This window comes from Psychrobacillus psychrotolerans (assembly GCF_900115805.1).
In the GTDB taxonomy this organism is placed as follows: domain Bacteria; phylum Bacillota; class Bacilli; order Bacillales_A; family Planococcaceae; genus Psychrobacillus; species Psychrobacillus psychrotolerans.
Genome location: NZ_FOXU01000012.1, coordinates 1 through 17399 on the forward strand (window position 1 = coordinate 1; position 17399 = coordinate 17399).

20 protein-coding genes, 16 tRNA genes, 2 rRNA genes and 1 other annotated feature are annotated in these 17399 nt (G+C 36.8%); of the genes, 32 read left to right on the forward strand and 6 right to left on the reverse strand.

All coding sequences use genetic code 11. From position 1 onward, the window contains the following. From BM260_RS16955 to BM260_RS17060, 22 genes are all read left to right on the forward strand, one after another. Positions 1-91, forward strand: a 23S ribosomal RNA gene (locus tag BM260_RS16955); the annotation flags it as partial. 120 nt (positions 92-211) lie between these two features. After that, positions 212-327, forward strand: a 5S ribosomal RNA gene (rrf, locus tag BM260_RS16960). An 8-nt stretch (positions 328-335) separates the two neighbouring features. Then, a tRNA-Asn gene (locus BM260_RS16965) sits at positions 336-410 on the forward strand. 5 nt (positions 411-415) lie between these two features. Beyond that, positions 416-507 (forward strand) — tRNA-Ser (locus BM260_RS16970). A 24-nt stretch (positions 508-531) separates the two neighbouring features. Then, a tRNA-Glu gene (locus BM260_RS16975) sits at positions 532-606 on the forward strand. A gap of 61 nt (positions 607-667) precedes the next feature. Further along, positions 668-743, forward strand: a tRNA-Val gene (locus BM260_RS16980). A gap of 35 nt (positions 744-778) precedes the next feature. Further along, a tRNA-Met gene (locus BM260_RS16985) sits at positions 779-853 on the forward strand. Between the two features lie 3 nt (positions 854-856). Further along, a tRNA-Asp gene (locus BM260_RS16990) sits at positions 857-932 on the forward strand. A 132-nt stretch (positions 933-1064) separates the two neighbouring features. After that, positions 1065-1140: transfer RNA gene (locus BM260_RS16995), tRNA-Phe, on the forward strand. 9 nt (positions 1141-1149) lie between these two features. Continuing rightward, positions 1150-1225: transfer RNA gene (locus tag BM260_RS17000), tRNA-Thr, on the forward strand. Positions 1226-1231: 6 nt separating this feature from the next. Continuing rightward, positions 1232-1315: transfer RNA gene (locus BM260_RS17005), tRNA-Tyr, on the forward strand. Between the two features lie 6 nt (positions 1316-1321). Further along, positions 1322-1395, forward strand: a tRNA-Trp gene (locus BM260_RS17010). A gap of 27 nt (positions 1396-1422) precedes the next feature. After that, a tRNA-His gene (locus BM260_RS17015) sits at positions 1423-1498 on the forward strand. Positions 1499-1532: 34 nt separating this feature from the next. Next, positions 1533-1608: transfer RNA gene (locus BM260_RS17020), tRNA-His, on the forward strand. 1 nt (position 1609) lies between these two features. Next, a tRNA-Gln gene (locus BM260_RS17025) sits at positions 1610-1681 on the forward strand. 3 nt (positions 1682-1684) lie between these two features. Next, positions 1685-1759, forward strand: a tRNA-Gly gene (locus tag BM260_RS17030). Positions 1760-1769: 10 nt separating this feature from the next. After that, positions 1770-1843 (forward strand) — tRNA-Cys (locus tag BM260_RS17035). 41 nt (positions 1844-1884) lie between these two features. Then, a tRNA-Leu gene (locus BM260_RS17040) sits at positions 1885-1967 on the forward strand. A 134-nt stretch (positions 1968-2101) separates the two neighbouring features. Further along, the gene (locus tag BM260_RS17045) at positions 2102-2614 is read left to right on the forward strand and encodes a tyrosine-type recombinase/integrase (RefSeq protein ID WP_093538549.1); all 513 of its coding nucleotides are present in this window, start codon (positions 2102-2104) and stop codon (positions 2612-2614) included. A 74-nt stretch (positions 2615-2688) separates the two neighbouring features. Then, positions 2689-2910: a hypothetical protein gene (locus tag BM260_RS17050; protein WP_093538550.1), complete on the forward strand. Its 222-nt coding sequence runs from the start codon at positions 2689-2691 to the stop codon at positions 2908-2910. A gap of 96 nt (positions 2911-3006) precedes the next feature. Continuing rightward, positions 3007-3567 carry a helix-turn-helix domain-containing protein gene (locus tag BM260_RS17055; protein ID WP_175496339.1) on the forward strand — a complete coding sequence of 187 codons (561 nt, stop codon included), beginning with the start codon at positions 3007-3009 and terminating at the stop codon, positions 3565-3567. Beyond that, positions 3465-4394 carry an IS3 family transposase gene (locus BM260_RS17060; RefSeq protein ID WP_139219940.1) on the forward strand — a complete coding sequence of 310 codons (930 nt, stop codon included), beginning with the start codon at positions 3465-3467 and terminating at the stop codon, positions 4392-4394. The genes BM260_RS17055 and BM260_RS17060 overlap by 103 nt, the downstream gene beginning before the upstream one ends. Before the next feature lie 284 nt (positions 4395-4678). On the opposite strand, the gene BM260_RS17065 is transcribed toward BM260_RS17060, so the two are convergent. From BM260_RS17065 to BM260_RS17075, 3 genes are all read right to left on the reverse strand, one after another. Then, entirely contained in the window at positions 4679-5206 is a 528-nt protein-coding gene (locus tag BM260_RS17065) for a hypothetical protein (RefSeq protein WP_093538553.1), read from the reverse strand. A 548-nt stretch (positions 5207-5754) separates the two neighbouring features. Next, on the reverse strand, positions 5755-6603 hold the full coding sequence (locus BM260_RS17070; RefSeq protein ID WP_093538554.1) for an MBL fold metallo-hydrolase: 849 nt from the start codon (positions 6601-6603) through the stop codon (positions 5755-5757). A gap of 313 nt (positions 6604-6916) precedes the next feature. Further along, a complete protein-coding gene (locus tag BM260_RS17075; RefSeq protein ID WP_093538555.1) occupies positions 6917-7699 on the reverse strand; it encodes an alpha/beta fold hydrolase in 783 nt (260 codons plus the stop codon). A 226-nt stretch (positions 7700-7925) separates the two neighbouring features. Further along, positions 7926-8140: a binding site (T-box leader), on the forward strand. A 49-nt stretch (positions 8141-8189) separates the two neighbouring features. On the opposite strand from BM260_RS17075, the gene proS reads away from it, so the two are divergent. Then, on the forward strand, positions 8190-9629 hold the full coding sequence (proS, locus tag BM260_RS17080; protein WP_093538556.1) for a proline--tRNA ligase: 1440 nt from the start codon (positions 8190-8192) through the stop codon (positions 9627-9629). 61 nt (positions 9630-9690) lie between these two features. Here the strand turns inward: proS and BM260_RS17085 are convergent, their stop codons facing one another. From BM260_RS17085 to BM260_RS17095, 3 genes are read right to left on the reverse strand one after another with little or no spacing between them, the layout of a single operon-like run. After that, positions 9691-10317 carry a TerD family protein gene (locus BM260_RS17085; RefSeq protein ID WP_093538557.1) on the reverse strand — a complete coding sequence of 209 codons (627 nt, stop codon included), beginning with the start codon at positions 10315-10317 and terminating at the stop codon, positions 9691-9693. Between the two features lie 39 nt (positions 10318-10356). Continuing rightward, positions 10357-11415 (reverse strand): ATP-grasp domain-containing protein, encoded by a 1059-nt coding sequence (locus tag BM260_RS17090; RefSeq protein ID WP_093538558.1) that lies wholly within the window; start codon positions 11413-11415, stop codon positions 10357-10359. Beyond that, positions 11415-12110 carry a B3/B4 domain-containing protein gene (locus BM260_RS17095; RefSeq protein ID WP_093538559.1) on the reverse strand — a complete coding sequence of 232 codons (696 nt, stop codon included), beginning with the start codon at positions 12108-12110 and terminating at the stop codon, positions 11415-11417. The genes BM260_RS17090 and BM260_RS17095 overlap by 1 nt, the downstream gene beginning before the upstream one ends. 56 nt (positions 12111-12166) lie before the next feature. Here BM260_RS17095 and queG point away from each other — a divergent pair, with 56 nt between their 5' ends. The 9 genes from queG (at position 12167) to BM260_RS17140 (ending at position 17375) form a co-directional block, all read left to right on the forward strand. Next, positions 12167-13306, forward strand: a complete 1140-nt coding sequence (gene queG, locus BM260_RS17100) for a tRNA epoxyqueuosine(34) reductase QueG (protein WP_093538560.1) — start codon at positions 12167-12169, stop codon at positions 13304-13306. Between the two features lie 12 nt (positions 13307-13318). Further along, positions 13319-13792, forward strand: coding sequence for a tRNA (uridine(34)/cytosine(34)/5-carboxymethylaminomethyluridine(34)-2'-O)-methyltransferase TrmL (gene trmL, locus BM260_RS17105; protein WP_093538561.1), 474 nt, complete (start codon positions 13319-13321; stop codon positions 13790-13792). Between the two features lie 330 nt (positions 13793-14122). Further along, positions 14123-14305 (forward strand): hypothetical protein, encoded by a 183-nt coding sequence (locus BM260_RS17110; protein ID WP_093538562.1) that lies wholly within the window; start codon positions 14123-14125, stop codon positions 14303-14305. A gap of 39 nt (positions 14306-14344) precedes the next feature. Continuing rightward, positions 14345-15175, forward strand: coding sequence for an aldo/keto reductase (locus tag BM260_RS17115; protein WP_093538563.1), 831 nt, complete (start codon positions 14345-14347; stop codon positions 15173-15175). A gap of 258 nt (positions 15176-15433) precedes the next feature. Then, complete coding sequence (locus BM260_RS17120; RefSeq protein ID WP_139219941.1) at positions 15434-15613, forward strand: hypothetical protein; 180 nt, start codon at positions 15434-15436, stop codon at positions 15611-15613. A 19-nt stretch (positions 15614-15632) separates the two neighbouring features. Continuing rightward, positions 15633-15851 carry a hypothetical protein gene (locus BM260_RS17125; protein ID WP_093538565.1) on the forward strand — a complete coding sequence of 73 codons (219 nt, stop codon included), beginning with the start codon at positions 15633-15635 and terminating at the stop codon, positions 15849-15851. Between the two features lie 16 nt (positions 15852-15867). Further along, positions 15868-16419, forward strand: coding sequence for an NUDIX hydrolase (locus BM260_RS17130; protein WP_093538566.1), 552 nt, complete (start codon positions 15868-15870; stop codon positions 16417-16419). A gap of 211 nt (positions 16420-16630) precedes the next feature. Continuing rightward, positions 16631-16780: a hypothetical protein gene (locus BM260_RS18545; protein WP_175496340.1), complete on the forward strand. Its 150-nt coding sequence runs from the start codon at positions 16631-16633 to the stop codon at positions 16778-16780. A gap of 118 nt (positions 16781-16898) precedes the next feature. Further along, positions 16899-17375, forward strand: coding sequence for an NUDIX hydrolase (locus tag BM260_RS17140; RefSeq protein WP_093538568.1), 477 nt, complete (start codon positions 16899-16901; stop codon positions 17373-17375). Positions 17376-17399 lie beyond the last annotated feature (24 nt).

Below are 17399 nucleotides of genomic sequence, written 5' to 3' on the forward strand. Positions count from 1 at the left end.
TCCCTCAAAGACGATGAGGTAGATAGGTTCGGGGTGGAAGCGTGGCGACACGTGCAGCTGACGAATACTAATCGATCGAGGACTTAACCAAATTTTGTTTAACGTAACAATGTCGTTTATCCAGTTTTGAAAGTACAAAAAAAATATAAAAAAAAGCTTGAATTATTTTCTAGTTTTGTTATACTAAGTATTGTCTTTCAAATTAATAAGGTCTAGTGATGATGGCGAAGAGGTCACACCCGTTCCCATACCGAACACGGAAGTTAAGCTCTTCAGCGCCGATGGTAGTTGGGGGTCTCCCCCTGTGAGAGTAGGACGTTGCTAGGCTGTATTATTCCGAAGTAGCTCAGTGGTAGAGCAATCGACTGTTAATCGATTGGTCGTAGGTTCGAGTCCTACCTTCGGAGCCATTTTAGGAGAGCTGTCCGAGTGGCCGAAGGAGCACGATTGGAAATCGTGTAGGCGGGTTAAACTGTCTCAAGGGTTCAAATCCCTTGCTCTCCGCCAGATTAGTTTTCTACATAAAAGTATGGCCCCTTGGTCAAGCGGTTAAGACACCGCCCTTTCACGGCGGTAACACGGGTTCGAATCCCGTAGGGGTCACCATTTATTAAATTGAACGAATGAAGTTGACGCAGAGATGCGAAGCTTATCGTAATTTAACCCAGGAGGATTAGCTCAGCTGGGAGAGCATCTGCCTTACAAGCAGAGGGTCGGCGGTTCGAGCCCGTCATCCTCCACCATTTCTTTTGAAACAAATTAGCAATTATAGTATTGTCGCGGGGTGGAGCAGTGGTAGCTCGTCGGGCTCATAACCCGAAGGTCGCAGGTTCAAATCCTGTCCCCGCAACCAAATGGTCCCGTGGTGTAGCGGTTAACATGCCTGCCTGTCACGCAGGAGATCGCCGGTTCGATCCCGGTCGGGACCGCCATTTTTTAAAAGATTGGTGATAAGCATGAAGGTCGAGGAAGCGATTGAGTGATGGAAGGAACGTACTAAAGTACGTGACTAACTGAACGAATGAAGCTGACAAAGCGATTCGCAGCTTAGCACAATCGAATTTGGCTCAGTAGCTCAGTCGGTAGAGCAAAGGACTGAAAATCCTTGTGTCGGCGGTTCGATTCCGTCCTGAGCCACCATATTTATACGCCGGAATAGCTCAACTGGTAGAGCAACTGACTTGTAATCAGTAGGTTGAGGGTTCAAGTCCTTTTTCCGGCACCATACACTGGTGGGGTAGCGAAGTGGCTAAACGCGGCGGACTGTAAATCCGCTCCTTCGGGTTCGGCGGTTCGAATCCGTCCCCCACCACCAGTTTTTAGGGGCATAGTTTAACGGTAGAATAGAGGTCTCCAAAACCTTTGATGTGGGTTCGATTCCTACTGCCCCTGCCAATTTTTTTTAGTTAGCTTTGAATAATGGCGGTTGTGGCGAAGTGGTTAACGCATCGGATTGTGATTCCGACATTCGGGGGTTCAATTCCCCTCAGTCGCCCCATATTCCTTAGTAGTTAGCTCTTTTTTTATTTGTGGCGGTTGTGGCGAAGTGGTTAACGCACCGGATTGTGATTCCGGCATTCGGGGGTTCAATTCCCCTCAGTCGCCCCATTGGGGTATAGCCAAGCGGTAAGGCAATGGATTTTGATTCCATCATGCCCTGGTTCGAATCCAGGTACCCCAGTTTGCGGAAGTAGTTCAGTGGTAGAACACCACCTTGCCAAGGTGGGGGTCGCGAGTTCGAACCTCGTCTTCCGCTCCAATTACTTTACGGCGGCATAGCCAAGTGGTAAGGCACAGGTCTGCAACACCTTTATCACCGGTTCAAATCCGGTTGCCGCCTCCAATTTTTTAAAAATGATTTAATAACTGCCTAGTATTTATTTTGCCGGTGTGGCGGAATTGGCAGACGCGCGGGACTCAAAATCCCGTATCCTCTGGATGTGCCGGTTCGACCCCGGCCACCGGTATAAAATCATGACTTAAAGTCATACATATCAAGACTTCTAACTACTTGTTAGAGGTCTTTTTTGTTGTCTAAATAAAAGGACTGAAATAAGCTAAAATCCCGTGCTTCGAATCCCATGCATAGGAGGATATTAGTATGACTAGAAGAAGTAATAGTTTATCAACAAAAGAATTAAGCATGATTAAATTAAAAATAACCGATGAAGAAGCTTTTCGGAAGTTTGAGAGAGATTGTTTGATAAGAAATTTAAGAACTGAGACATTGAGGTACTACAAGGACAAGTTTGCTGCTACTAAGAACACTTTAAAAGAAATGAAAATTGATAAGCAACTTGTAGAACTAACACAGAAAGATATAGAAGATATAGTACTTCATCTGAAAAGTAAAATTAAAGTTGTAAGTATTAACACTAGGATAAGGGCTTTAAAGTCATTTTATAATTTTTTATATAAGAATAAATTAGTGATGCCTAATCCTATGAAAAATATCAAGCAGTTGCGAGATCGAACAAGAGTTATTGAAACTTTAGAAGATAAGGAGCTAGAACTCCTTGCAGCACATATTAAAAATCAAAAGAGCTTTATAGGGGTTAGAGATTATGTAATATTTTTAGTGATGCTAGATACAGGGATACGATTGTCTGAATAATCGTCCAATAATTTCTAGACCGAAAATAAAGCTTTATTCATTTAATTACACAATGGAAGGTGAGTATATATAATATGCAAGAGAAGATGAAACATCTTAAAGAAGTTAGAATAGATATTGGAGAAGAGGCATTAAGAATAAATGCAGCAACAATCATCACAAAATATTATACTGATCGGTTAAAAGTGCGAGGGATTAAGAGAAATCGAATGTCGATTTTGAATCAAGTTAATCTTAGACTGCTTGGCCTAGATGTTGATAAAGTTTCCTATGGATTTATTCGAAAGTTTTACTAATAAATGAGCTCACTAGCTAACGATACTAATATGGTATTGAATGGGTGCTGCACCCCAAAAGTTAGAGTAATAAATCTAACTTTTGGGGTGTTTTATATGGCGAAGTATAGCCAAGGTTTTAAATTAAAGATTGTTCAAGAGTATTTAAAGGGGCAGCTAGGATACTTCTTATTAGGACAAAAATATGGCATGCCATCTTCAACGCCAATCAGACATTGGGTCAGGGCTTATAAAGCTTTTGGAGAAGAAGGCTTACAACAGAAAACAAAACATAAAGAATACCCTGTTCAATTCAAATTAGATGTATTAAACTTTATGAAACAAACAGGTGCTTCTTACCAAGATGCAGTGATTCAATTTAACATGAATCACCCTAGTTTAATCGCTACTTGGAACAGTAAGTTTTTAAAAGAAGGAGTAGAGGGCCTGAAACATGCGAAGGGAAGGCCATCTATGTCTAAAAAAATAAAAGATACAGCGATTAAAGTAGAAAAAACAATGTCTCGTGAGGAACAGTTAGAAGGTGAAAATGAACTACTGCGTCTCGAGGTCGCATATTTAAAAAAGTTGAAGGCTTTTCGAGAGAACCCCGATGCCTTCCTCGAAAAGCACAAGCAGCGATTGCCTTTGAACTTAAAGAAGAAGGATTCCGATTAAAAAACATTTTTAAACAAGTTGATATTCCGGAAGCAACTTATCATTATCATACCAAGCAAATGAAGCAGGAAGATCCAAATCTAACTTGGAAAAAATTGATTTTAGAGTCATTTGAACAGCATGAAGGTCGATATGGGTATCGTCGAATTCATGTGGAATTAAAAGCACAAGGGCATAAAATTAATCATAAAAAAGTGCAGCGAATCATGAATGAATTGAATTTAAAGTGCGTTAAATTCGTACGTAAATCTCGTTATAAATCGTATAAAGGGACTGTTGGAAAAGTAGCGAAGAATCGTTTAAATCGCCGTTTCAACACACCGTATGCCTTACAAAAACTGGTGACTGATGTAACAGAATTCAAGTGCACAAATAATGAGAAACTATATTTAAGCCCGATTATGGACTTATATAACAGTGAAATAATCGGTTTTAGTATGTCTAAACGACCTACACTGGAATTTGTGATGAATTCACTGAAACAAGTACTCCCTATCATTCAGGAACCTGCAAAATATCGTTCATCCATTCATTCGGATCAAGGCTGGCATTACCAACATAATTCATGGGTGAAAACATTAAAACAAAACAACATTTTCCAAAGTATGTCTCGTAAAGGAACATGTGCGGACAATGCGGCAATGGAGAACTTCTTTGGCTTACTTAAACAAGAAATGTATTACGGAGAAGAATTGATGTCCTATGAAGCGTTACAGAAGAAAATGAAGAAGTATATCGATTACTATAACAACGAACGAATTAAACAAAAACTGGCTGGCATGAGTCCGGTAAAATACCGAACTCATGCCAGCCAGTTAGCTGCATAAATAAAACTCTAACTTTAAGGGGTCACTACCATGTTGGTGAGCTCATTTTTTTTGCATTAATCTAGATAGATAGATAGATAGATAGATAGATAGATTCTATTTTGAAATGATACCGCCTATCCCTACAGAAAAAAACACAAAAAGTACGGATATAACATGTGAAGAACTGTTTACACCAAACGTCCCAAAACAAAATTTGGAATTGAAATTTTATGGTAATAAAGAAAAAAATGTAAATAAAAAAATCCCACCAAAGTGAGATCCTTAGTAAACTTTCAGGTAAATTAAGGTTGGTATGGTGGAAATCCACACTCTTTTAATATTCCATTGTGATCATCTGTATTCAAATGTGAATCATCATATTCATCTAGGACTTTTCTAAGTTCCATAAAAAGCTCCTTATCAACTTCAAGAAATGAATCCTCAAATCGTTTTTTAATATCCAACTTTATTAAATACCTTATCAGGTTCTCATATAGTAACGGATAATCTTTTTTAATACTTTCTCTATTTTCTAAGAATGATTTAATGTAATCCTCGAAAATATAAGCTTTATTTGGTTCAGGATATTCATATTTTTCTCTTTCTTTAAGTGGTGTGAAGACGGAGGTCGATCCCAACCACGTATCTCCAAGACCAGACATAAAGATTAAAAGAGAATACTTACGTAAATCAGGATCAGGATGATTAAAATATTTAAAGTATTCGTCATAATAATCACCTTGCCATTGGCCGTTGAAATCAAAACAAAAGTTGCCAACTTCAATACCTCGTAATACCTTTTTAGCTTTTTCAATTGGAGTTAGTGACATTGGGATTTCTTCCTCTCGTCTTCAATATTTAGGTTAATTAAAAATATGGGTACATTGTTATAATAACATAATCATACTTGTTGGCTTGTTGGTATTCCAATGGGCTGATCTTGTATCAACCTTAACTGTGTGGCCATCTAATTAGTAATCACGTGCGTTGATTTTAGCTAAGTAGTAGTTAATGTTGATATATATGACTTTATAAGAATATTGATTTTTTAGGGGACTCAAAATCCCGTATCCTCTGGATGTGCCGGTTCGACCCCGGCCACCGGTATAAAAGCAAAGAACCCTTGATATTTCAAGGGTTCTTTTTTTTGGAAAAATGCAGATAACATAGTTGTACTATAAATAGAAAAAGAAATTACTCAAGGTTTCAATAGTAATAAGAATAAGCCCAAGAGAAATCACCTCTTGGGCTTTATATGTTTATGAACTAACACAAAGCTTTTGATCATTTAGTGTGTTCCTACAATAGTTAGGAATCAACATGGCAAACTCCGTACTCCTTTGGAATTTAGTGCAATTCTCTTTAGCAACGATACATGTTACGCAAAACCATTTACAAAGTACTCGATTATTTCTAAATCGTCTTCCGTCACGTCACGGTCAAAAAGAGAGGACATCTCTTCTACAATTGCCTCTATTTTTCCTTTATGTTTATTTGTTAATTCTGCACTTGTCTTTAATAATGATACAAAGGAAGTAAATTCATCCTTTGTTAAAGGTGCTGGATGATGAGATAGGAAGAAGATTTCTGCGTCATAGCCTTCAATTTTCTCCAAAAGCTTATACATCTTTTCAATGGTATAATGCCACTTTTCTGCGTACATATTTGCATAGAGACAGTCCCCAAGAAATAATGTCTTTTCCTCTGCTATATAAATGAGATTTGAATCAGGTGAATGATCTCCACCAACATGTTCAATGATACAGGTAACCCCACCTATATTAAGTTTGATTTGCTTGTCAAAAATGATAGTGGGATCTGGTATGATAACTTCTCGCATACTTCCTAGCTCTAGCTTTATCGCATCTGCACAAAAAGGAATTTCAATCCCTGCTTCGACACGTCCATCCAACTCCTTATCTTCCCATGATAGCTTTTGAAGTTCTTTTACTTTGTTATAGGTCATGGAATTGGCAACTGAAGGAACATCCATTTCACGTAAGCCAAATACATGATCCCAATGCCAATGTGTGAGAGCCAGAATATCCCCTGTGAGATGATAGGAAGCTAATTGCTCTTTAAAGTATTTAGCATGATTAGAAGAATTACCAGCATCAATCAGTAGAGTCTGTTTGTCCCCTACAATAGCAGCTAATATCGGTCGATCTGTCTTTTGATATGGAGGCAGGTAAAAGAGTCGATCGGAAAGTTTTTTCAATGTTTGCATGAACTCGTACTCCTTAGATATGTTTGTAACGTTCATTATATACTACTGTTACAGGTGATGAGAAATAAAACTAGAAGTGTAATTGAACTTTGCATTTCGGGAGGGGATACAAAGTTGTTAAATCTAGTTGCATATAAGTTTGCTCGTGCAAACATGTAAAATTTATTATTGTTTGATAAAGATCCACTTTCATTTAATTTTTTAAACTATATATGTACTTTAGTAAGTGAGACTCTTAAAGTTAGAGTTTGAAAAGATTCACAAGATAGCTTATTAAGCCCTCCCGTGAACCAATTCTAATAGTAAGTAAAACCTATCCAACAAACTGTTTGATTAGCTCGTTAAATTTTTCTCGTTCTTCCCAGAAAAGCCCATGTCCACTATAGTGAAATGGAACGAGATGCGAATTTTTTATGGCTTCGTTAAGCTCTTGAGCTTGTTTAAATGGCACAAGCTTGTCATGCACACCATGAACGATTAATGTAGGAACTGTTATTTTAGGAAGATCAGTATCAAGCTTTTCATCTCTTAAAGTGTTGATAATTGCTGCAGTGGACCATCCAGCTGCCTGTAGTCCTAATCCATTAAACCAATTAGAGAATGGGGCAGAAATATATTGAAAGAAAAAAGTATCTGTTACACCTTGCATCATTTTAGGTCGGTCGTTTAATGTTTCTGTAAGAAGTCGGTTCGCTGTTTCTTGTGTAAATCCAGTTGGAGCAGCGGCGTCTATTAGAATCAGTCTCGATAATCCGTAAGCATTGTGACGAGTCGCATATCGTATAGCGATTGCTCCTCCTGTAGAATGGCCAGCTAGAGTAAAGTTGGTTAACTGGAGTGATTTAACTACTGCATGGATGTCATCTGCTAGTCTGTCAAAGTTGTAACCATGGATTGGTCTATCTGACTTTCCAAAACCTCTCCAGTCAATACCTATACAGCGGTAGCCCATTGATGGGAGAACATCATACTGATATTCGAATTGTTCATGGTTTAAAGGCCAACCATGTAAAAATACAATTGTCTTGCTTGCACTAGGATTAATATCCTCTACAAATAAATTAACACCTTGTTCTACGTTTACAAAGTAACCCACGCCAATTCCTCCATGAAAAAGTTTTATAGGTTAAGATACTCGAAAGTGTTTAAATGGGTGAATCGCAAGATACTAACCGCAAATCGCAAATTAGAATTTTTTAATCGCAAGTTCGCCTAAGATAATCGCAAGTTCCAAGGCTGCCTCTTTCATAAAAAAACATAAAATTATTAGCAGAGCTTTATTCACATTGTATTAAAGTAGGATATTTGGTATATTATTAGTAATACAATCTACGAAGTGACCAAGTAAATGAGAATTGTGAAACAGAAAGTATAGCCAATGCTGAAAGCTATACCACCGCTTCTTATTGAAACCTATCACGGAGATGTTATGTAAACATAACCGATTCGTTTTCGTTAACAAACGTTTAGAGGGCTTAAAATTTTTAAGCTAAACTAAGGTGGTACCACGTCTATTCAGCACAGAGACGTCCTTTTACGAGGATGACTTTGTGCTTTTTTCATTGATGTAAATAGGAGGAATATAAATGACAAATCAACAGCAAAACGATTTTACTAAATGGTATATTGACACGATTCAGAAGGCAGATTTAATGGATTACACACCAGTTCGTGGGTGTATTGCTTTTAAACCAGATGGCTTTGAAATTTGGGAGCATATTCAAGATGAGATGAACAGACGTTTTAAAGAAACAGGTCACCGTAATGCTTATTTCCCAATGCTAATTCCTGAATCTTTTTTCCAAAAAGAAAAGGATCATATTGAAGGGTTTGCGCCAGAATTACCATGGGTTACTGAGGCAGCTGGTGAAAAATTAGAAGAGCGTTTAGCATTACGCCCAACATCAGAAACAATGATTGGTCATTTGTATTCGAATTGGATTAAGAGTTATCGTGATCTGCCAGTTCTTATTAACCAATGGGCTAACGTTTTTCGTTGGGAAAAGAAAACACTTCCGTTTATCCGTACTTCTGAATTTTTATGGCAAGAAGGACATACAGCACACGTAGACGAGGAAGAGGCACGTCAGGAAACAATGCAGATGCTTAACATCTATAAAGAGGTTGTAGAGGAGCTTTTAGCAATTCCAGTATATGATGGTCAAAAAACACCTTCCGAACGTTTTGCAGGAGCTGTAGATACCTATTCTATCGAAGCTATGATGAAAGATGGAAAAGCTGTTCAAGCTGGGACTTCTCATTACCTTGGAACAAAATTTGCGGAAGCATTTGATATCAAATACTTAAACAAAGAAAACAAGCATCAGCATGTGCATACAACATCTTGGGGAACATCTACTCGTTTAATCGGTTCAGTTATTATGGTACATGGTGATGAACAGGGTCTTGTATTACCTCCACGTGTTGCACCAACCCAAGTAGTGCTAATTCCTGTGGGTCCTTGGAAGAAGAACCCTGCTATTATGGAGAAACTAGATGAGCTATACGCTGCATTGAAAGCAAAAGGTATCCGTGTTCGTCTTGATGATTCAGATCAATCTCCTGGTTATAAATTCAATGAATGGGAGCTTAAAGGTGTACCGGTTCGTATTGAATTAGGACCTCGTGATTTAGAGAACAATCAAGCGCTGATCAAAGTACGTGACCTGACAGAAAAAGAATCAGTAGAAATTGCTGTTATAGTAGAACGTATTGAAGAAGAGTTAACTACTATGCAAACACGTTTACTGGAGAAAGCTCGTGCATTCCGTGATGAGAATTCCCATACAAATGTAGATTCTCTAGAGCAGTTAAAACAGCATCTTACGGATTCAACGGAAAATGGCACAATTCCTGGATGGATTCTTGCAGGATGGTGTGGGGAGGATGCTTGTGAAGAGAATGTGAAAAATGAAACGAAATTTACGACTCGTAATATTCCATTCAACCCACCAGCAGAAAAAGCAACATGTATTAACTGTGGGAAGGATTCGAAACATACTGTATGGTTCGGTCGTGCCTACTAAAAAATAGTAGTGATTAAAAAAAACAACCCTAAGTGGTTGTTTTTTTTGATGACGAAACATATTATTTTGATCCTGCTACCCAATTCATACCCCAGTTATACGCATGATCCATCTCTTTATGCCCCTTGAAGTATTCTACTAAGCGTTCAATTTTAAATGTCTCATTATTTACATTTTCAATCATTGCGACTGCACACATTATTTGTCCATTACGATGTTCATCTAGCTTCACTTCAATAGCTGGGCCAGCCGGATATGTTAATGTAACAACTCCATCTGCTTCTGCCCAATTGGCTACCCCTTGATAGATAAATGAATACACCAAAATTCTTTTTATATCTGTTATTTTATTTCCGTTAATTCTCAGGTTTTCTCCTCCTGATAGGGAACCAGTACGATCATCACCATCGAGTTCCATATAGGGTGCTTGCTTTAGTGTGCCAAAAGCGTTACCTAAAGCTTGTACGCAGCCTTTTTCGCCGTTATTTAATTCATATAAGCAACCTAGGTCTAAGTCTACACCTTTAGGTTTTCCACCGAGTAGGGAAGAAAGGAATCCAGTAGATTTTGCTTTAACTTGTTGATCCCATTGGAGATTTACTAAAATTTCTCCGATATTATTGTTGTTTTTAGTAAGATTAATGGACTGTCCCTTTTTCTTAAGCTCAATCTTGTTCAAATTTACCATCAATAATCACTCCTTTTCTAATTTCACCATTTTGTCTACTTAAACTAAAACCGAAGAATCTTCTGAAGATAGGATTACTGGCTGTTCTATGTGTGTTGCTTTCAAACCAAATTTAGGATAAAGAGGCTCCAACTGATTACCTAGCAATAGTTTAATAGCATAGTAGGGGAAATTGATATCTGCTAGACAGCTGATATGCAATCCACCACTCATACGGGGATTAATCTCTAGTAGCTTAGGAATACCGTCTTTGTATTTAACTTGGATATTAAATACATAAGGAATTTTATATTGTATTGCCATTTTCTCTGCGATTTCGATTAAATCTTTGTTGTATTCAATTTCTCGAATACGTCCATTTCCTTTTTTCCTAGGTATTGCGGTAAGTAGTGTTCCGTCTGCATCAGCTAAACAGTCTATACTATACTCATAGCCATCCAAATATTCCAAAACCATTAAGTCCGGGAAATGCTCCTGCGTTTGTAAAATTCTAAGAGCAGTTTCATATGAAATTTTTTGAGAAGAAGCAGTATTGAATATAAAAGGAATCGTATCTGCATCATTATCTATAATTCGGAATCCGCTTGCTCCTTCTCCAATGACCGGTTTAATGCATAGTTTCGTATTATCCTTACTTAATTGTTCATAGGCTACTTTAAATTCCTGAGCATTGTTAACAATTTGATAGGATGGAATAGTAACGATAAAGTTACCTTCCTTTTCTTGGTTTTGTAAAGATTGATACATCGCTGCTTTGTTATCTACCATGGCCATTAAATCACCATCCGGACAAACCAACACTGACACACCGATGTCTTCGAACTTTTCTAAGTGCCGAGATATAAGCACGTTTTCTTTTCGTGGAACAAATATATGAATCTGATTTTGTATACAATAGTCTAAGCAAAACTGTATATAATCCTCGCCCTCAATATCTGGCTCTGTACTAAACACATCACAATAATTGAAATATACAGTGTCAGAATTAGGATGTGTTCCATGAATGATAAATTCTTGTTGATCGGGATTATGACGTATCAACTCCATGTAGTGTGAAACAGTTGAAAACCATCTATTAAACCAAATATTGAGGACCATTATAATTCTCCTTTGCTCGTATGAAAGTTTGTATTTAAAATATTTGTTTTAAAATCACCGCCATGTATTTGAGTAAACATGGAAGCCATAGATTCAAGTAATTTCTTACTTTCCTCTATCTTTAAGGAAGGACGTAGAAATACTATTTGTAATGCTTCTGTAGTATCTTCTGTTACAGCTGTTCGTGCAGAGTCTACAAATGGACTTCCAAATGGCCCTGCCTCATCCTGTAGAGTTATAATATTTTTTAATGTATTATCTCTGCCATTTAACCCGACATAAGTTGTTTCTTCGGTTCCAATAGTGATGTTTGTTTCACCTTGAATTTTCGCCACATCATATATACCCATTGGAATTTCATATTGCATAGAGAAGAAGTTGTTTAAATCTACAGCAGAATGCATGGGTGTGATATAATTTTGTTTTGCAATCCTTCTATACATAGCTTCCATTGAAGGACGGTACCGATTAGGATCTGCTCCGAACTTTTTCCAGAGAGCTCTCCATTCTTTAATCCCCGCGAAATCATTTACGGGCTTGTCGTCCATTTCAAAGAAAAGTTGCTCTTGAAATAATTGAAGTCGTCCTTTAAGCATTTGGGGTGAGGAAGTAACAATAATTTTGGTATAATGAATAATGCCTATTTTAAATGAGGGCTCTATTTCAGTAATTGAATCATCCAATTTTACTAACATATCAACCATCCTTACAATTATTTTTCTTAAGTGTAGCATAAGAAAGGAGAACATTTGTGAATATCATTCAGTTTCAAGAAAACCTCATAGATTATGCAGCATCCATTGGAATTGACAAAATTGGATTTACTTCTGTTTCTCCATTTCATGAATTAAAAAATAGATTAATCCGACAGCAGGAGTTAGGGTATGCCTCTGGATTCGAAGAACCTGATATTGAGAAAAGAGTGCATCCTGAAAACTTGTCAGAAGAAGCTAGTAGTATTATATCTATTGCAATTGCGTATCCTTCAAAAATGAAAGATGCTCCTCAAAGTGTGAAAGGTGCAAGACGAGGAATCTTCGCACGTGCATCATGGGGTATAGATTATCATACAGTTTTACGTGAAAAGTTAGCACTGTTAGAATTATATATTTTATCGCATATTCCAGATGCTAAATTGCGTTCAATGGTAGATACGGGAGAACTTTCGGATCGTGCCGTAGCAGAGCGCGCCGGAATAGGATGGAGTGCAAAAAACTGCGCTATTATTACTCCTGAGTTTGGTTCTTATGTCTATTTAGGAGAAATGATTACGTCAATTCCTTTTGAGTCTAGTGAGCAGATGGAGGACCAATGTGGTGATTGTCGGTTATGCTTAGATGTTTGTCCAACAGGAGCCTTAATAGAAGGTGGTCAGCTAAATGCCCAACGCTGTATTGCTTTTATAACCCAAACGAAAACAATGGTTCCAGATGAATTTCGAGCAAAAATTGGCAATCGCATATATGGTTGTGATACATGCCAAACAGTTTGTCCAAAAAACAAAGGCAAAGCCAATCTTCACCAAGAATCGTTTAAGCCAGAGCCTGAGTTAGTGAAACCTTTGCTACTACCTTTACTTAAAATGACGAATCGCACATTTAAAGAAACATATGGTCATATGTCCGGTGCTTGGCGAGGGAAGAATCCAATTCAGCGAAATGCTATAATTGCATTAGCTCATTTTAAAGAGCAGGCAGCTGTTCCAACACTGATAGATTTAATGCAACATGATGCTAGACCAGTCATCCGTGGTACAGCAGCATGGGCAATAGGTAAAATAAATACACAAGAAGGCTTGCTAGCCCTTCAAGAGGCTGAACAAAGTGAACAAGTGGATGAAGTTTTAGAAGAGATTCGAAAAGGGTTAGAATATTATACAGTAGAGAATTAGGAAGTGGAATATTTGAGTATTAATGTTGTTTTATATCAACCAGAAATACCTGCTAATACAGGGAATATAGCTAGAACTTGTGCCGGAACAGATGTTAAATTACATTTAATCCGACCTTTAGGATTCTCCACAGATGATAAGATGCTAAAGCGAGCAGGGTTAGATTATTGGGAACATGTAGATATTACTTATTATGATGGTCTTGATGAGTTTTTTGCAGCACATCCATCTGGCGAATACTATTTAATTACAAAGTTTGGGGCTAAGCCACATACTACATTTGATTTTAGTGATACGGAGAAGGATCATTTCTTTATTTTTGGACGTGAAACAAAAGGGTTGCCAAGAGAGTTTATCGATGCACATCCTGATCGTGCATTGAGAATTCCTATGAACGATAATATTCGTTCGTTAAATTTATCTAATACAGCAGCCATTCTAGTTTACGAGGCATTACGTCAGCAAAACTATCCAAACTTGCACTAAGAAGAGCTAGGTATCATGATTGGGTTCACTAAAAAAACGGACGAGGTCATAAATGACTCGTCCGTTTTAACAATAGATTATTTTTCAGATGCACCTGGTTTGTCATCGTATCCTGCTGTGAAAATTGCCACAAGGAACGAAATACTAACACCAAGAATAAGGATTAGTTTCATATGGAGTGCCTCCTCTATAGTATTCTGCACCTAGTATACCCTAATTTGTTTGAAAAAGAAATATTTCAAAAAAACGAAATTTGACAAAAATCGTTCATTTGAATGTTGCAACCTTTCGAATATTCTACTAACATAAAGAAAAGGAGTGATTTTTGATATGAACGAATTCAAAAATGGTCCAGAGAACGGTTCAATGGCAACAAACATGGAAGAAGTAAAGCAGTTAGGAAAACAGATGGATAGAATGAGAGACAACAAAGAGCTAGAAGAAGATAATCGTGTGTCCGATCCAGCTCAATCCGAAGATACATCTTCCATGAAGAAAAGAGAAAACGACTGAGTAACTCAGTCGTTTTCCTCCTAAGAAAGGATGAGAACTATGGCTTTAAATATACATTCAACGAAAAAGTTATCAAATGGAATTGAGATGCCTAGATTAGGATTAGGTGTTTATAAAATGACTGAACCTGATATGGCAATTCAAGCAATGACAGCTGCTCTAGATTATGGCTATCGTCATATTGATACCGCAAGTTTATATGCCAACGAAAAAGAAGTGGGCGAAGCAGTTCGAGCATCAAATGTTCCACGCAAAGATATATTCATTACTACAAAGGTGTGGAATACAGATCAAGGCTATGATCAAACTCTCAGAGCATTTGAAAAGTCTTTAAAGCTCTTAGAGATGGATTACGTAGATTTATATTTAACGCATTGGCCAATTACAGAAACTTTTGTAGATACATATCGAGCAATAGAACGGTTATATGATGAGAAGCTAATTCGAGCTACTGGTGTTGCCAATCATCATCAGCATCATTTGGAGGCTATTTCTGTTAAAGCAAACGTTAAACCAATGGTTAACCAAATTGAATGTCATCCACGCCTTACGCAGTTTGATCTACGTGAGTATTGTGCAGAACAAGAAATCGCGATAACTTCGTGGTCTCCACTTGCAAGAGGACGAATATTAGAGGAGCCAACATTACAACGTATTAGTAACAAATATGGTAAGTCTACTGCTCAAACCATTATAAGATGGCACCTGCAACATGATTTGATCGTCATTCCTAAGTCAGAAAATCCATCTAGAATTGCCGAAAATATGGATGTATATGATTTTGAGTTATCATTCGAGGACATGAAAAATATAGATGCACTTAACTTAAATGAGCGTACTGGTAAAGATCCAGATAACTTTAGTTTTTAATAAGGTGATTTAAGTAATATTGCACGATAGTATCTCTCCTGATTTGGAAGAGAAACTATCGTGTTTTTATTTATATTGGAAAATATTACGAAATAATGAAACCTATTACATATTTAAGCGTATTAGTAATAATACATGAATAAATATTAGATGAGGTCAATAATGAATATATTTTTTGAAAAGACTTACAAAAAAAGTAGTAAGCCGTTCCTAATATTAAAGATGCTATTGATAAGTTTGATGATTGCAATGCTAATAATGACCATATGGAATAATTTAGATATTTTTTATGTGAGATTAGTATTCATATTAGCAGGGATTAACTTTTTGGTAGATGCTATAGAAAGTTATCTTCAAAAAGAAAATAAAAAAGTGATAATAAGAGAAGTAGTGTTAGGGACTGTGCATATATTATTTGCTTTAATCCTTAAGTGGTGAGTGTTAGGAGGAGACTTTAATGGAAGGTTTTATGGGAACAGGAAATTGGCTAGGCATCTTATCTATCGTTTTTATAGTATTATGCTTTTATTTTACGCTTACTTTTTTTCAATACTTAAAACAAGAGGACGCACGTTTAACTAAACAATCCAAATTTGGAGCAGTTATTTGCCTCGCAGTGAGCTTGCTAATTCCAGCAATATACAATCTATATATATTTTTTGAGATGATGAGGTAAGGGAGAGTATGGGGTTATGAAGCAATGGAAGACGTTAAATACGGAGTATGTCCATAAAAGCTCTTACGGAAATATTAGGAAAGATATATGTGAGCTACCTAATGGTATGGTCATTAATGATTATTTTGTAAATGAGTATTCCGATTGGGTGAATGCTGTTGTACTAACTAAGGAAAATAAAATACTACTGGTAGAGCAATATAGACATGCCGGAAATGATATCTATTTAGAAATTCCTGCAGGTAAAAGAGAACATGGGGAAACGGATGAGGAAGGCATTATAAGAGAAGTTAAAGAAGAAACAGGGTACATTTCACGACAAACACCTATTTTGCTAGGTGAATTTATGATTAATCCTGCTACACAAACTAATAAAATTAGAACCTACCTCCTGTTAGATGCATATAAACAATTTGATCAAGAACTAGACGAAACCGAGGAGATATATGTACAATTGTTAGATTTTGAATCGTTAGGTTCTCTTATAAAAACAAATAAGATCAAAACACAGCTTTTTACTGCTCATGCTTATTATCTGACAAAGACTTTCCTTTCTGAAAACCCGTAAAAGCAAAGGAGTGATTATTATTTCTAGCACTTACTTCATATTATTTGTAATTACTCTCGTAAGTATACTTTTCAATTTTATTTTGTCGAAACTGTACAAAGACAAGGAAAAAGTAGATAAGGGTTTTGTATTTGGTTATCACGAGCTAACCCATAGAAGAAAAATGGTGCGAACACTTTGGACAGCTCCTTTTTTAATTCTTTGTTTAATTATGATAAAGAAAGTTAGTGAATGGCCATCGTCCTTAATTCTCCTGTTCTCCATCTTTTGTTTTGTAACGATTGTTTGGGATTTTACTTATAACTATTTAAAGTGGAAAAAGTTAGAGAAAAATAGAGGAGGAGTAGATGCTGAAGGATGATTGTTTTGAAAGTGGGTTTTCGCAATCCTATTATTAGGAGTTTGGGATATGTAGTTTTAATAGGATATTTTACTTAGAATTTTTTACGAAAGATTAGAAAGCGAAGGGGGCAAGTAAAATAATGATGCCCACGCATATTGTGGCTGTTGGAGGAATTGTTGAAAATGAGACCGGAGAAATACTTTTAGTAAAAACACACCATGGCGGATGGGTTTATCCCGGGGGACAGGTGGAGGTTGGGGAAAACCTAATAGATGCATTAGTTCGAGAAGTTAAAGAAGAAAGTGGAATTGATATCGAGGTAGGTCATTTAATAGGAACCTATTCCAACACAGGAGTTTATAAATGGTATGACGAAGTTACAGACGTCCCTACAAAAGTAATGTTCGATTTTGTATGTAAGCCTACTGGAGGAGTGTTAAGTACATCTGAAGAAACTTCTGAATCCTGTTGGGTTAAAAAGGATAGCGTATTAGAGTTCATAACGGCTCCTGCTATTAGAACAAGATATGAAGTGTATTTAAATTATAATGGCTCGGTAAAATACATGGAATATGTTACGAAACCTCAATTTGAAGTGAAATTAGATAAATAAATGAAGAATATAATTGGAGTTATG